This window comes from Mycolicibacterium monacense (genome assembly GCF_010731575.1).
Lineage (GTDB): Bacteria > Actinomycetota > Actinomycetes > Mycobacteriales > Mycobacteriaceae > Mycobacterium > Mycobacterium monacense.
Window position 1 is genome coordinate 721,534 of record NZ_AP022617.1, and the last position, 14,598, is coordinate 736,131.

Annotated in this window: 13 protein-coding genes and 1 tRNA gene; 9 read left to right on the forward strand and 5 right to left on the reverse strand. The window is 68.1% G+C overall.

The window, feature by feature from the left end; all coding sequences use genetic code 11:
- Positions 1-18: 18 nt before the first annotated feature.
- From G6N49_RS03535 to G6N49_RS03545, 3 genes are all read right to left on the reverse strand, one after another.
- On the reverse strand, positions 19-489 hold the full coding sequence (locus tag G6N49_RS03535) for a DUF4411 family protein (RefSeq protein ID WP_011856341.1): 471 nt from the start codon (positions 487-489) through the stop codon (positions 19-21).
- Positions 486-1,613: an XRE family transcriptional regulator gene (locus G6N49_RS03540; RefSeq protein ID WP_011856340.1), complete on the reverse strand. Its 1,128-nt coding sequence runs from the start codon at positions 1,611-1,613 to the stop codon at positions 486-488. Before G6N49_RS03540 ends, G6N49_RS03535 begins: the two co-directional genes overlap by 4 nt.
- A 241-nt stretch (positions 1,614-1,854) precedes the next feature.
- Positions 1,855-1,930 (reverse strand) — tRNA-Arg (locus tag G6N49_RS03545).
- A gap of 102 nt (positions 1,931-2,032) precedes the next feature.
- Between G6N49_RS03545 and argS the strand changes: the two genes are divergently transcribed.
- The 6 genes from argS (at position 2,033) to rho (ending at position 10,754) form a co-directional block, all read left to right on the forward strand.
- Entirely contained in the window at positions 2,033-3,685 is a 1,653-nt protein-coding gene (argS, locus tag G6N49_RS03550; RefSeq protein ID WP_011856339.1) for an arginine--tRNA ligase, read from the forward strand.
- The gene (gene lysA, locus G6N49_RS03555; RefSeq protein ID WP_011856338.1) at positions 3,682-5,106 is read left to right on the forward strand and encodes a diaminopimelate decarboxylase; all 1,425 of its coding nucleotides are present in this window, start codon (positions 3,682-3,684) and stop codon (positions 5,104-5,106) included. The genes argS and lysA overlap by 4 nt, the downstream gene beginning before the upstream one ends.
- Positions 5,103-6,440, forward strand: a complete 1,338-nt coding sequence (locus tag G6N49_RS03560) for a homoserine dehydrogenase (protein WP_011856337.1) — start codon at positions 5,103-5,105, stop codon at positions 6,438-6,440. The genes lysA and G6N49_RS03560 overlap by 4 nt, the downstream gene beginning before the upstream one ends.
- Positions 6,437-7,519: a threonine synthase gene (gene thrC / locus G6N49_RS03565; protein WP_011856336.1), complete on the forward strand. Its 1,083-nt coding sequence runs from the start codon at positions 6,437-6,439 to the stop codon at positions 7,517-7,519. Before G6N49_RS03560 ends, thrC begins: the two co-directional genes overlap by 4 nt.
- Positions 7,520-7,531: 12 nt before the next feature.
- On the forward strand, positions 7,532-8,476 hold the full coding sequence (thrB, locus tag G6N49_RS03570; protein WP_083045399.1) for a homoserine kinase: 945 nt from the start codon (positions 7,532-7,534) through the stop codon (positions 8,474-8,476).
- A 292-nt stretch (positions 8,477-8,768) separates the two neighbouring features.
- On the forward strand, positions 8,769-10,754 hold the full coding sequence (rho, locus tag G6N49_RS03575; protein ID WP_083045390.1) for a transcription termination factor Rho: 1,986 nt from the start codon (positions 8,769-8,771) through the stop codon (positions 10,752-10,754).
- 51 nt (positions 10,755-10,805) lie between these two features.
- On the opposite strand, the gene G6N49_RS03580 is transcribed toward rho, so the two are convergent.
- Complete coding sequence (locus G6N49_RS03580) at positions 10,806-11,402, reverse strand: TetR/AcrR family transcriptional regulator (RefSeq protein ID WP_011561272.1); 597 nt, start codon at positions 11,400-11,402, stop codon at positions 10,806-10,808.
- Between the two features lie 153 nt (positions 11,403-11,555).
- Between G6N49_RS03580 and fadD1 the strand changes: the two genes are divergently transcribed.
- Entirely contained in the window at positions 11,556-13,139 is a 1,584-nt protein-coding gene (fadD1, locus tag G6N49_RS03585; protein WP_083045389.1) for a fatty-acid--CoA ligase FadD1, read from the forward strand.
- On the opposite strand, the gene G6N49_RS03590 is transcribed toward fadD1, so the two are convergent.
- On the reverse strand, positions 13,120-13,554 hold the full coding sequence (locus G6N49_RS03590; RefSeq protein WP_011561270.1) for a MarR family winged helix-turn-helix transcriptional regulator: 435 nt from the start codon (positions 13,552-13,554) through the stop codon (positions 13,120-13,122). The two genes, fadD1 and G6N49_RS03590, sit on opposite strands and share 20 nt — an antisense overlap.
- A 63-nt stretch (positions 13,555-13,617) precedes the next feature.
- On the opposite strand from G6N49_RS03590, the gene G6N49_RS03595 reads away from it, so the two are divergent.
- Both G6N49_RS03595 and rpmE read left to right on the forward strand, forming a co-directional pair.
- A complete protein-coding gene (locus tag G6N49_RS03595) occupies positions 13,618-14,208 on the forward strand; it encodes a maleylpyruvate isomerase family mycothiol-dependent enzyme (RefSeq protein ID WP_083045388.1) in 591 nt (196 codons plus the stop codon).
- Between the two features lie 120 nt (positions 14,209-14,328).
- Positions 14,329-14,574, forward strand: coding sequence for a 50S ribosomal protein L31 (gene rpmE / locus G6N49_RS03600; RefSeq protein WP_011561268.1), 246 nt, complete (start codon positions 14,329-14,331; stop codon positions 14,572-14,574).
- Positions 14,575-14,598: the final 24 nt, after the last annotated feature.

A 14,598-nucleotide genomic window follows, 5' to 3' on the forward strand; every position in this document is an offset into this window, starting at 1 on the left:
GGAGTCCGAGGGTGCGCATTATGTGCGGGCGAACGCCCAGCCATTCGTCCGCACGTAGTCGAAGAACTTCATCGTTGCAACTGAGTGCTCATCGGCGATATTCGGAATCTTCTGATTCTTGTCGTCCGTGTTCGGACCTTTGCGGCTCTCCTCGGTGACGATGACTGACCGCTCCGCCTTTGCGTGAGCAACAACGAACGGATCAGCCTCGTTGAGTTGGCCCTGCACCCACCCAGGATGGGCACGGGCAATTTCTGCAACCGTCGTCAACTCAGCACCGGAGACCGCACAGACGAACCCCGGTAGGTCCTTCGCCCACTTATGGAGATCGTCGCCGCCGCGCTTTATCTCACGGAGAACCGCCTCGCATACACAGCTATCCTGCGATGAGACTGACGCCTCGATGCTCTCCCAAAGTCCTGGAAAAATATCTCGCGGATAGTTCCGTTGCAAACCGATGAGGATATTCGTGTCGAGCGTGAATTTCATTCAGCGCCGCCGGTTCGGTAATACTCATCGAGCATCTGCTCAACCATCGGCAGACGTGCGTTGAGCAGGTAGGTCGCATCCACCAGATCGACCCGGCGATCTTCGAGAGCGCGCGCAATCGTGCCGATGTAACTCGGCCCCAGATCGCGATAGCGGAGTCGCCAAGGCGGCACGAACCCCGTGCCCTGTTTCTGCGCTTGTCGAGCCTGCTCCCACTGTTCTTCGCTCGCCGCTCTGATGCCATCGAGATCGCTGTCGGAGATGAACCCAAGCCTGCGCAGCCGAACTGCCGCCGCTAACGCACTCACCTTGAAATGCCGCGCCAGGTGGTCGGCAACCTTGCCAGGTTCCACGTCATCCAGAATGTTCATTCGCACCGCAGTCTCCGGCATAAGGAAAGCAGCGGAGAAATTGTTGGCGAGCGCCTCCTCGTTCACGGTCTCCCGTAGCGCACACAGCCCGCTAGTTCTGTTGATTAGGTGTGCGACCTCATGAAATAGGGTGAATGTGCGCCCGGCTGGGCTATCACCCCCGTTAACAATCACCACGGGCAATTCATCATGATGAACGGACAGCCCTCGGAAGGTTTCGAGTGGTATTTTCGTCGTCTGAAGAACGAGAATTCCGTTGTCTTCGAGTAGTCCGCGCCAGAAACTGAACACCTGATTGTTGGAGGATTCAGGGGGTACGAATGTGTCGGTGAGGCCGAATTTCCCCCGCAGATCAGATGCGCGCTCAGCGATGGTTTCCCAGGTGACGGGTCCGACCTCCACGCGGCGCTCGGGACGGCCGCCAAGTTCGAGCATCGCATCTCGGTGTTGCTCCGCCCGGCGCATCTCCTTCGCCAGGTCCGGCGGAAGACTTCCGTCGGACCGCCCTCGGAAGTCTGCGGTGTCCGGCACATCAGATGCAGCGGGCGGCGGCGCGAAGAAGAAACCCAATGGTCGGTCGAGCTTCCCTGCCATGAGGGTTAGCTGCCGGAAGGTCGGTTCCGCGTCGCCGGACTCGAACTCGATGACTCGGGACGGTTTGACGTTCATGGCGCGAGCAAGGTCGTCCACCGTCACACGGCTGGTCTCGCGCGCCCACGTCAGGGCGGACGGATCAATGGGTGCTCGGGCCACTATCCACCCCCCTGTTCACTGCGCCGCTGGCCCAAACTCTGCCAGTCCGAGCAATATTAGGGGTAACGCCCGACGGCTCGCCGCCCGTTCGCCGACGTTTAAGCCTGGCGGCAACATGATGACTGGCAGCGCACCGTCAACCTGGTCACGTCGCGTGTCCGGCTCCCGCCAGGGACAACGGTCGTCTGAACGCTTATCTTGCACGTATATCGCACGCCGCAGTCAAAAATAGGGTCTGACCTGGTGCCCCCGGCAGGATTCGAACCTGCGGCCTTCTGCTCCGGAGGCAGACGCTCTATCCCCTGAGCTACGGGGGCGCGTTCAGACGTACCGCGCCATTGGGCGTGCACAGCGTAACGCATCACGGCCCGAGGAATGGATTCGGGCACTGACCACCCCAGACCATAGGATGGACCCCCGTGACACCCGCCGACCTCGCCGACTTGCTCAGGACCACCGCCACCGCTGTGTTGACCGAGCGCGACCTCGACACGGCCGCGCTGCCCGCGACGGTCACGGTGGAGCGTCCCCGCAATCCGGAGCACGGCGATTACGCCACCAACCTGGCGTTGCAAGTCGGCAAGAAGGTCGGCGTGAACCCGCGCGAACTGGCGGGATGGCTCGCCGAGGCGCTGACGGCCGCCGCGGGCATCGCCTCGGCCGAGGTGGCCGGCCCGGGTTTCGTCAACCTGCGCATCGAGGCGGCGGCCCAGAACGTGATCGTCGGCGACATCATCACGAGTGCCGAGCGTTACGGACACTCCGCCGCGCTGGCCGAGCGCAACATCAACCTCGAATTCGTCTCGGCCAACCCCACCGGCCCCATCCACATCGGCGGCACCCGGTGGGCCGCCGTCGGCGATGCGCTGGGCCGGCTGCTGGCCACCCAGGGCGCCGCGGTGGTGCGGGAGTACTACTTCAACGACCACGGCGCGCAGATCGACCGGTTCGTCAGCTCGCTGATCGCCGCGGCCAAGGGGGAGCCCACCCCCGAGGACGGGTACGCAGGCAGCTACATCGGCGATATCGCGGCGCAGGTCCTCGCCAAGGATCCGGGTGCGCTCGAACTGCCCGACGGCGAGATGCGGGAGACCTTCCGCGCCATCGGCGTCGACCTGATGTTCGACCACATCAAGATCTCGCTGCACGACTTCGGCACGGACTTCGACGTGTTCACCCACGAAGACTCGATGCACACCAGCGGACGGGTCGAGGAGGCGATCGCCCGGCTGCGGGAGAACGGCGCGATCTACGAGAAGGACGGCGCCACCTGGCTGCGCACCACCGACTTCGGGGACGACAAGGATCGCGTCGTCATCAAGAGCGACGGCGCCCCCGCCTACATCGCCGGTGACCTCGCCTACTTCCTGGACAAACGGCAGCGCGGATTCGACCTGTGCATCTACATGCTCGGCGCCGATCACCACGGCTACATCGCCCGGCTCAAGGCCGCCGCGGCGGCGCTCGGCGACGATCCGGACACCGTCGAGGTGATGATCGGCCAGATGGTCAACCTGGTGCGCGACGGTCAACCGGTGCGGATGAGCAAGCGGGCCGGGACCGTGATCACCCTCGACGATCTGGTCGAGGCGATCGGCGTCGACGCCGCGCGGTACTCGTTGATCCGCTCCTCGGTGGACACCCCGATCGACATCGACCTGGCGCTGTGGTCCTCGGCGTCCAACGAGAACCCGGTCTACTACGTGCAGTACGCCCACGCAAGGCTGTCGGCGCTGGCCCGCAACGCGGCCGACCTCGGCGTCGTCGCCGACACCGCGCGCCTCGACCTGCTCACCCACGACAAAGAGGGCACGCTGATCCGCAACCTCGGCGAGTTCCCGCGGGTGCTGGAGTCGGCGGCCGCGCTGCGCGAACCGCACCGGGTGTGCCGCTACCTCGAGGACCTCGCCGGTGACTACCACCGGTTCTACGACTCCTGCCGCGTGCTGCCGCAGGGCGATGAGGCTCCGGGCAGCCTTCATCAGGCCCGCCTGGCGCTGTGTCAGGCCACCCGTCAGGTGATCGCCAACGGTCTGGCGATCCTCGGCGTGAGCGCCCCGGAGCGGATGTGAACGCCCACCCCGCCGGCCCCCGGCACGCCGAGGAGATCCACCACGGCGGCGCGCCACCGCGTCCCGCCGGACCCGACGAGGTCCTGCGGATCGCCCCGAATGTGTGGCCGCGCAACGCCGTTCGCGGCGCCGACGGTGTCGTGTCGATCGCCGGGGTGCCCGTCACCGACATCGCGGCCCAGTTCGGCACGCCGGTTTTCATCATCGACGAGGCCGACTTCCGCTCGCGCTGCCGGGAGATCTCCGCCGCGTTCGGTGGCGGCGAGTACGTGCGCTACGCCGCAAAGGCTTTCCTGTGCACCGAGGTGGCGCGCTGGATCGACGAGGAGGGGCTCGCCCTCGACGTCGCCAGTGGCGGAGAACTCGCGGTCGCGTTGCACGCCGGCTTCCCGGCCGAGCGGATCGCGTTGCACGGCAACAACAAGTCGCCGGACGAACTGGCGCTGGCCGTGAAGTCCGGCGTGGGCCACGTGGTGGTCGACTCGATGATCGAGATCGAACGCCTCGACGAGATCGCCGCCGCGGCGGGCGTGGTCCAGGACGTGCTGGTGCGGGTGACCGTCGGCGTCGAAGCCCATACGCACGAGTTCATCTCGACCGCGCACGAGGACCAGAAGTTCGGGCTCTCGCTGGCCAGCGGGGCCGCGATGGCCGCCGTGCGCCGCGTGTTCGAGACCGACAACCTGCGGTTGGTCGGCCTGCACAGCCACATCGGCTCGCAGATCTTCGACGTCGCGGGGTTCGAGCTCGCCGCGCACCGCGTGATCGGCCTGCTGCGCGATGTCGTCGCCGAATTCGGGGTGGACAAGACCGCCCAGATGTCCACCGTCGACCTCGGTGGTGGCCTCGGCATCTCCTATCTGCCGCAGGACGATCCGCCGCCGGTCGCCGACCTCGCCGCCAAGCTGAGCGCCATCGTGCGCGAGGAGTCGGCAGCCGTCGGGCTGCCCACCCCGAAACTCGTGGTCGAGCCGGGCCGGGCGATCGCCGGACCGGGCACGATCACGCTCTACGAGGTCGGCACCGTCAAGGACGTGGCCGTGGCGTCGGACAGGTACCGCCGCTACGTCAGCGTCGACGGCGGGATGAGCGACAACATCCGCACCTCGCTCTACGGCGCCGAATACGACGTCCGGTTGGTCTCCCGGGTCAGCGACGCCGACCCCGCACTGAGCCGCGTGGTCGGAAAGCACTGCGAGAGCGGCGACATCGTGGTCCGGGACGCCTGGCTCTCCGGTGATGTGGCACCGGGCGATCTGCTCGGGGTGGCCGCGACCGGCGCCTACTGCTATTCGATGTCGAGCCGTTACAACCTGATCGGCCGCCCCGCGGTGGTGGCGGTGCGCGACGGGCACGCGCGCCTGATCCTGCGCCGCGAGACGGTCGACGATCTGTTGAGTCTGGAAGTGAGTGGTCAATGAACAGTGACAAATCGGTAGGCGACACACCGGTGGGCGTAGCCGTCCTGGGCCTCGGCAATGTGGGCAGTGAAGTGGTCCGCATCATCGAGCAGAGCGCGACCGACCTGGCGGCGCGTGTCGGCGCCCCCCTCGTACTGCGCGGGGTTGGGGTGCGCCGGGTGGCCGGCGACCGCGGGGTGCCCGTCGACATGCTCACCGACAACATCGAAGAACTGGTCTCGCGCGAGGACGTCGACATCGTCGTCGAGGTGATGGGTCCGGTCGAACCGGCCCGCAAGGCGATCCTCTCCGCGCTCGAACAGGGCAAGTCGGTCGTGACCGCGAACAAGGCGCTGATGGCCCAGTCGACCGGTGAGCTGGCGCAGGCCGCCGAGGCCGCCCGGGTCGACCTGTACTTCGAGGCCGCGGTGGCCGGTGCCATCCCGGTGATCCGCCCGCTGACCCAGTCGCTGGCCGGCGACACGGTGCTGCGGGTGGCCGGGATCGTCAACGGCACAACGAATTACATCCTGTCGGCGATGAACGACACCGGCGCCGACTACGACAGTGCGCTGGCCGATGCCAGTGCGCTCGGCTACGCGGAGGCGGATCCGACCGCCGACGTGGAGGGTTTCGACGCCGCGGCCAAGGCCGCGATCCTGGCGTCCATCGCGTTCCACACGCGGGTGACGGCCGACGACGTCTACCGCGAAGGCATCACCAAGGTCACCGCCGAGGACTTCGAATCCGCCCGCTCGCTCGGGTGCACCATCAAGTTGCTCGCCATCTGTGAGCGGCTGACCACCGACGACGGCCAACAGCGCGTCTCGGCCCGGGTCTACCCGGCGCTGGTTCCGCTCGACCACCCGCTGGCATCGGTCAACGGCGCGTTCAACGCCGTGGTGGTCGAGGCCGAGGCTGCCGGCCGCTTGATGTTCTACGGCCAGGGCGCCGGTGGCGCGCCGACCGCATCGGCGGTCATGGGCGATCTCGTGATGGCCGCGCGCAACCGCGTCCAGGGCGGGCGCGGACCGCGGGAGTCGAAGTACGCCAAGCTGCCGGTGTCGCCGATCGGGTTCATCCCCACGCGGTACTACGTCAACATGAACGTCGCCGACCGTCCTGGCGTGTTGTCCACGGTCGCAGCCGAATTCGCCAGGCATGAGGTCAGCATCGCCGAGGTGCGCCAGGAGGGTGTGGTCGACGAGGGCGGACAGCCCTGCGGTGCGCGCATCGTCGTCGTCACCCACCGTGCGACCGATGCGGCGTTGTCCGAAACCGTCTCGGCCCTGGCCGAACTCGACGTCGTGCAGAGCGTCAACAGCGTGCTGCGCATGGAAGGAACAAGCGAATGAGCACGCCCGTGAACGCGGTGCACCGGCGCTGGCCGGGCCTGATCGAGGCCTACCGCGACCGGCTTCCCGTCGGCGACGACTGGACGCCGGTCACCCTGCTCGAGGGTGGCACGCCGCTGATACACGCCAAGCGGTTGAGCGAATTCACCGGCTGCACAGTGCATCTGAAGGTCGAGGGGCTCAACCCGACCGGTTCGTTCAAGGACCGCGGGATGACGGTCGCGGTCACCGAGTCGGCGGCCAGCGGTAAGCAGGCGGTGCTGTGCGCATCGACGGGCAACACCTCCGCCTCGGCAGCGGCGTATGCGGCCCGCGCCGGCATCACGTGTGCGGTGCTGATCCCGCAGGGCAAGATCGCGATGGGCAAGCTGGCCCAGGCGGTCATGCACGGCGCCAAGATCATTCAGATCGACGGGAACTTCGACGACTGCCTCGAACTCGCCCGCAAGCTGACCGCCGACTTCCCGACCGTCGCACTGGTCAACTCGGTCAACCCCTACCGCATCGAGGGTCAGAAGACCGCCGCGTTCGAGATCGTCGACGTCCTGGGCGCCGCGCCCGACATCCACGCTCTGCCGGTCGGCAACGCGGGCAACATCACCGCCTACTGGAAGGGCTACAGCGAGTACCACCGCGACGGCCTGTCCGACCGGTTGCCCCGGATGCTGGGCACCCAGGCGGCGGGGGCCGCGCCGCTGGTGACCGGTGAGCCCGTGAAGAACCCGGAGACGATCGCCACCGCGATCCGCATCGGCGCCCCCGCGTCGTGGGCGTCGGCGGTCGAAGCCCAGCAGCAGTCGGACGGCCGCTTCCTGGCGGCGACCGACGAGGAGATCCTGGCGGCGTACCACCTGGTCGCGCGCACCGAAGGAGTCTTCGTCGAACCGGCCTCGGCGGCCAGCATCGCCGGGCTGCTCAAGTCCGTCGAGGACGGCTGGGTGGCCAAGGGATCGACCGTGGTGTGCACCGTCACCGGCAACGGACTCAAGGATCCCGACACCGCGCTCAAGGGAATGCCCACCGTCACACCGCTCGCCGTGGATCCGGTGGCGGTGGCGGCCGAACTCGGTCTGGTCTGACGGGACGTGTCGGTGACCCAGACTCTCCCCGCCGGTCTGACGGCGACGGCCATGGTCGCGGCGTCGAGCGCCAACCTCGGCCCCGGCTTCGACAGCCTCGGCCTTGCGCTCAGCCTCTACGACGAAATCGTCGTGGAGACAGTCGATTCCGGCTTGACCGTCACCGTCGAGGGGGAGGGTGCCGGTCAGGTCACGCTGGACTCGTCGCACCTGGTGGTGCGGGCGATCGAAGCCGGTCTGCGCGCGACCGGATGCGTCGCGCCGGGACTCGTGGTGCGGTGCCGCAACGACATTCCGCACTCCCGGGGGCTGGGTTCCTCGGCAGCGGCCGTCGTCGGCGGACTTGCTGCCGCCAATGGCCTTGTCTCCCAAACTGATTGGACGCCACTCACGGTGGAGCAGCTGATCCAGCTGTCGTCGGCGTTCGAGGGTCACCCCGACAACGCCGCGGCCGCCGTGCTGGGCGGGGCGGTCGTCACCTGGACCGACGGTGCGGGTGCCCAGGCGCGCTACGCGGCCGCACCGTTGCGGGTGCATCCTGACATCCACCTCTTCCCGGCCATCCCACAGCAGCGGTCCTCCACCGCCGAGACCCGGGTGTTGCTGCCCGACACGGTCAGCCACACCGATGCGCGGTTCAACCTCAGTCGGGCGGCGCTGCTGGTGGTGGCGCTGACCGAGCGCCCCGACCTGCTGATGGCCGCCACCGAGGACGTCCTGCACCAACCGCAGCGGGCGGCGGCGATGCCGGCGTCGGCGGAATTTCTGCGCGTGCTTCGAGGTTGTGGTGTGGCAGCGGTGTTGTCCGGTGCCGGACCTGCGGTGATCGCACTGAGCACCGAGCCGGAGCTGCCCGCCGAGGCGGTCGAGTTCGGCATCGCGAACGGGTTCACCATCGCCGAGATGGCGGTGGGGGACGGTGTGCGCTGGTCAACCGGCGTGGCCGCCGGCCGCTGAGGGTTGACACGCGTCACTCGGGTTGCGGAGGTTTCTTGCTTCCGACACGTAAGCGGGTTATTCTCGCTTTCGTCCAGCAATTGCAGCGTCTCTGCCTGCGCCGACACTAGGACGATCCTCATCTTTCCCGTGTTTCACTCGTGGACCGACGGTTCGCCCCATGGCGGCGAATCCCGGCGATCACCGTTGCACAGGCGACGGTGGAACCTTCGCGTTCGGCGGATCGGCTGAACGCCGAGGACATTTTGAGCCCTCGCGCCAACGCAATCAGCGAGGGAAAGAAAGGAAATCCGTGACCGATACGGACCTCTTCACGGCCGACAGCGCTGAGCGAACAGAGTTGCCGAACGTCGTGAACACCGAAACTTCCACGGCGTCGGAGGGCCCGGCCGTCACCACGACGACCGCGGAGTCCGCCCCGACCGCCGATGTGGCGTCGGGTGACCGTGCCGCCTCGCTGACCTCGATGGTCCTGCCGGAACTGCGCGCCCTGGCGCGCCAGATCGGCGTCGAAGGCGCCTCCGGCATGCGCAAGAGCGAACTGATCGCCGCGATCCGCGAACGCCGCGGCGACGGCGGTGCCGCCAATGCGGAGAGCGCCGCCGCACCGCAGACGCCCCCGCGCCGTGAGCGTCGCAGCGCATCCCGTCAGGCCGGCGCCGCCGAGGCCAAGGCTCCAGAGGCCCCCGAGGCCAAGGCCCCCGAGGTGAAGGCCCCCGAGGTGAAGGCTGATGCACCGGCCGAAGAGGCCGCTGCGGAGCCCAAGACCGAGCGGCCCAGGAACGACCGCACCAAGGCCGAGAAGCCCGCGGCGCAGCAGCCCGACGGCGAGCAGCCCAAGGGAGACCAGCCGAAGGGCGAGCAGTCCAGGGGCGATCAGCGCCGGTCCGATCGTCCGCGGGGCGATCAGTCCGACACCAGGTCCGACGACCGGTCCGACAGTGACCAGCAGCAGGGCCAGGGCAACCGAAACAACAGCAACAACAGCAACAACAGCGCCGATGGCGACGACGACGGCGACGGCCGGGGTGGCCGCCGCGGCCGCCGGTTCCGCGACCGCCGGCGCCGTGGTGAGCGCGGTGGCGAGGGCGGCGGCGGTGGCGACACCGAGATCCGCGAGGACGACGTCGTCCAGCCCGTCGCCGGCATCCTCGACGTCCTCGACAACTACGCGTTCGTCCGCACCTCGGGCTACCTGCCCGGTCCGAACGACGTCTACGTGTCGATGAACATGGTGCGCAAGAACGGGCTGCGCCGCGGCGACGCCGTCACCGGTGCGGTCAAGGTGCCCAAGGAGGGCGAAGGCGGCGGTCAGAACCAGCGCCAGAAGTTCAATCCGCTGGTGCGTCTCGACAGCGTCAACGGCGGGCCGGTCGAGGATGCGAGGAAGCGTCCCGAATTCGGCAAGCTGACCCCGCTGTACCCCAATCAGCGGCTGCGTCTGGAGACCTCTCCGGACAAGCTGACCACCCGCGTCATCGACCTGATCATGCCGATCGGCAAGGGGCAGCGCGCGCTGATCGTGTCGCCGCCGAAGGCCGGTAAGACCACGATCATGCAGGACATCGCCAACGCGATCACCCGCAACAACCCGGAATGCCACCTGATGGTGGTGCTCGTCGACGAGCGTCCGGAAGAGGTCACCGACATGCAGCGCTCGGTCAAGGGTGAGGTCATCGCCTCGACCTTCGACCGGCCGCCGTCCGACCACACCACGGTCGCCGAACTGGCCATCGAGCGCGCCAAGCGCCTGGTGGAGCAGGGCAAGGACGTCGTGGTGCTCCTCGACTCGATCACCCGCCTAGGCCGGGCCTACAACAACGCCTCGCCGGCCTCGGGCCGCATCCTGTCCGGTGGTGTGGACTCGACCGCGTTGTACCCGCCGAAGCGCTTCCTGGGTGCCGCACGCAACATCGAAGAGGGCGGCTCACTGACCATCGTCGCGACCGCGATGGTGGAGACCGGTTCGACCGGTGACACGGTCATCTTCGAGGAGTTCAAGGGCACCGGTAACGCCGAGCTCAAGCTCGATCGCAAGATCGCCGAACGCCGGGTGTTCCCCGCGGTCGACGTGAACCCGTCGGGCACCCGTAAGGACGAGCTGCTGCTCGGCCCCGACGAGTTCGCGATCGTGCACAAGCTGCGCCGGGTGCTGTCGGGTCTCGACAGCCATCAGGCCATCGACCTGCTGATGAGTCAGCTGCGCAAGACCAAGACGAACTACGAGTTCCTGGTGCAGGTCTCGAAGAACACACCGGGGTCGGTGGACAACGACTGATCCGTGCTACGAGGAGGGCCCCCGCCGTCGAGGTGGGGGCCTTTTTCGCGGTCAGACCGCGGGATCGGCCGTCAACCCCGGCATCACATACCTGCGGATGTGGGTGAGCAGGGCCGCCGGGTCGGCGGGATCGAGCGTGTTGCCCGGCACCGTCGCCAGCGAGATCACCGAACGCGCCACCCACTCCGACGCCTCGGCGATATCGGTGGCCGGATGGATCTCACCCCGCTCGCGGGCGGCCAGCAGGTAGCGGCTCCAGAAGGCGGCGAGGTCGGGGACCAGCCCCTGCACGCCGGCGCCTGCGCAGGCCGCGAACTCCTCGGGTTCTTCGAGGCGCAGCTTCATCAGCAGGGCACCGGGGTCGTCGTAGGCCAGCCGTCCGTGCCGGATGCCCGCCACGATCTGCTCGGCCAGCCCGTCGATGGGCTCGAGAACGGCGTGCGCCTCGGACCAGTAGGCCTCGTTGAGCCGCACGATCGCCGCGCCGAGCAGGGACACCTTGTCGGGGAAGTGCCGGTAGAGCCAGCCGCGGGACACCCCGGCGACCTCCGCGACCTCCGACACTGTCGTGGCCCGAATCCCCTTGGCGCGCAAGCAGGATTCCGCCGCATCCATCAAGCGGTCACGCACGGACTGCGCGGGCGTCATGGCCGTCACCGGGCTTCGGTCCCCCTTCGAGCATTTCGCCGCGCGGACAACCGCGACGAGTGCATTCTGCCAACAGGCGCGCCGGTCCGGAGCGCCGGGCGAACATGGTAGACAGATTCAGAGATCTGTTCACTGAACGAACGAGGTGGATCCGTGCCGGACACTCTCCAGGGATTGCTGCGCGAGCGCGCCGACTCCGACGCGATCGCGGTCCGCTACGGCGACCGCAGCTGGACCTGGCGCGAACACCTCGCCGAGGCGTCCCGGCAGGCTGCCGCCGTCATCGCCGCCGCCGATCCGGCCCGCCCCCTGCACGTCGGTGTGCTGCTGGGCAACAGCCCCGACATGCTCACCGCGCTGGCCGCCGCCGCGCTCGGCGGCTATGTGCTGTGCGGTGTCAACACCACCCGTCGGGGCGAGGCGCTCGCCCGCGACGTCGCGCGGGTGGACTGTCAGATCCTGCTGGTCAACCCGGAGCACCGGGCGTTGATCGACGGGCTGGACCTGCCCGGCGTCACCGTCTTCGACGTCTCCACCGATGACTGGGCCCAGCGCATGGCCGATGCGCCGGAGCTCACCCCGCATCGCGAGGTGGGTCCCGACGACACCTTCATGATGATCTTCACCTCGGGCACCAGCGGTGAACCCAAGGCCGTCCAGGTGCCCCATGCGATGGTGCTGTTCGCCGGTGGCGCGCTGGTGGAGCGCTACGGGCTCACCGAGGCCGACGTCTGCTACCTGGCCATGCCGCTGTTCCACTCCAACGCCGTCTACGCGGGGTGGAGCGTCGCGGTCGGCGCCGGCGCGGCGATGGCCCCGGCGACGTTCTCGGCGTCACGTTTCCTGTCCGACATCCGCCGGTACGGCGCCACCTACATGAACTACGTGGGCAAACCGCTGGCCTACATCCTGGCGACCACCGAGAAGCCCGACGATCACGACAACCCGCTGCGCATCGCATTCGGCAACGAAGCAGCCGACCGTGACATCGAGGCGTTCGGCCGACGGTTCGGCTGCACGGTCTGGGACGGCTTCGGGTCGACCGAGACCGCGGTCATCATCACCCGGCCCGACGACTGCCCACACGGATCGATCGGCAAGGGTTTCCCGGGTGTGGCGATCTACGACCCCGACACGGTCCGCGAATGCGAGGTCGCCCGCTTCGACGAGAACGGGGCGTTGCTCAACGCCGACACGGCGGTGGGGGAGCTGGTCAACACCGCCGGCGGCGGACTGTTCCGCGGCTACTACAACGATCCGAACGCCACCGGCGACCGGATGCGCCACGGCATGTACTGGTCCGGTGACCTCGCCTACCGCGACGCCGACGGATGGATATACCTGGCCGGCCGCACGGGTGACTGGATGCGTGTCGACGGGGAGAACCTCACCGCGGCGCCGATCGAGCGGATCCTGTTGCGCCTGCCCGCGATCAACCGGGTAGCCGTCTACCCGGTGCCCGACGAACACGTCGGCGACCAGGTGATGGCGGCCGTCGTGCTGCAGGACGACGCGAAACTGACGCCGGAGGAGTTCGAGGAGTTCCTGGCCGCCCAGCGCGATCTCTCGACGAAGGGCTGGCCGCGGTACGTGTGGATCGCCGGCGATCTGCCGAGCACCGCGACCAACAAGATCCTCAAACGCGAACTGGTCGCCATGGGCACCGATCCGCGCGGACGCCACATCTGGATCCGCGACCGGACCTCGTATCGGGTGCTCAGCGGTACGGGTCGGTGATCTCGCGCAGCGACACCATCGCATCGCGCAACCGGTCGAACGTCTCCGCGCCCAGGTGCGCCCGCCACTCCCGTTCGACCTCGGCGAGTTCGGCCGCGGCGGCGGCGCACAGCTTCTGTCCCCGGTCGCTGAGCATCACCAGTCGGGCCCGCGCGTCGGTGGGATCCGGCCTGCGGACGACGTAACCGGCGCGTTCGAGTTCGTCGACCAGCGCGCCGGCGGTCTGCTTCGTCACCCGGGCCTCCTCGGCCAGGTCGGTGAGGCGGATGCCGTCGGGACGCAGCCGTTGGCCGAACCTGCTCTGGGCCAGCGTGAGGTCGTCGAATCCCGCCGCGCGCAACGCCTCATGGATCCGCGTCTCCGCGGCACGGTGTGCGACGAACATCAGCATCGCGACGCTCGGGGTCTCAGCCACCCCATTGACTTTAGTACGCTTCCCTGACTAATTTAGTCAGGGAAGCTGACTATAGGAGGGGTCGTGGACGACGCCGAGATCTGGACCCACATCGACGCACAACGCGCCGACCTCGCCGACTTTCTCGACACGCTGACACCCGAGCAATGGGCCACCCCGTCGCTGTGCCCGGACTGGTCGGTGCGCGACGTCGCCGTCCACCTCACCCAGTCGACGACGGCCTGGCCGCGGATGGTGCTCGAGGCCGTGCGGTCGGGTTTCCGGTTCAACACCATGGTGTCGCGGGTGGCACGGGAAGACCCGCGCGGACCCGACGAGATCATCGCGGCGCTGCGCGGCATGGCCGGGGTCCGGCGCAGGCCGCCCGGCACCGCGGTCGCCGACCCGCTGACCGACGTGCTGGTGCACGGCCAGGACATCGCCATCCCACTCGGCGTCGACCGGGAGATGCCGCCGGCGCCCGCCGTCGTGGCCGCCCGACGGCTCTGGACGATGGGCTTCCCGTTCCACGCGCGCCGACGGTTCACCGGGGTGCAGCTCGAGGCGACCGACGCCGACTTCTCAGTGGGGCAGGGCCGCCTGGTCAGCGCCCCGATCCGCGACATCGTGCTGGCTCTGTCCGGCCGGAATAGCCCCGTGCTGCCGCGCGTTTAGGCTGTTGGCGGTTGACCTGGCATAATTGACCGCTAGTCACACCCTCGGTTCCGGTTCACGCCCACCTCAGCGCAGGTCATGAGCGGGCGACCCGGCGGCCCACGATCGAAGAGGACACCAATGAAGACGGGTATTCACCCTGACTACGTCGAGACCACGGTCCAGTGCGGCTGTGGCAACACGTTCACCACACGCAGCACCAAGAAGACCGGCAACATCGTCGTCGAGGTCTGCTCGCAGTGCCACCCGTTCTACACCGGCAAGCAGAAGATCCTCGACAGCGGCGGCCGCGTCGCGCGCTTCGAGAAGCGCTACGGCAAGCGTGGCGCCAACAAGGCTGCCAACACGGACTCTGCCGACAAGTAGCTACCACTCCGACGCCCGCTCTGC

Coding starts and splice junctions, on each gene's coding strand:
- G6N49_RS03535 (WP_011856341.1), bottom strand. CDS start 489: ATGAAATTCACGCTCGACACGAATATCCTCATCGGTTTGCAACGGAAC.
- G6N49_RS03560 (WP_011856337.1), top strand. CDS start 5,103: ATGAACAGTGACAAATCGGTAGGCGACACACCGGTGGGCGTAGCCGTC.
- thrC (WP_011856336.1), top strand. CDS start 6,437: ATGAGCACGCCCGTGAACGCGGTGCACCGGCGCTGGCCGGGCCTGATC.
- G6N49_RS03580 (WP_011561272.1), bottom strand. CDS start 11,402: ATGACGCCCGCGCAGTCCGTGCGTGACCGCTTGATGGATGCGGCGGAA.
- rpmE (WP_011561268.1), top strand. CDS start 14,329: ATGAAGACGGGTATTCACCCTGACTACGTCGAGACCACGGTCCAGTGC.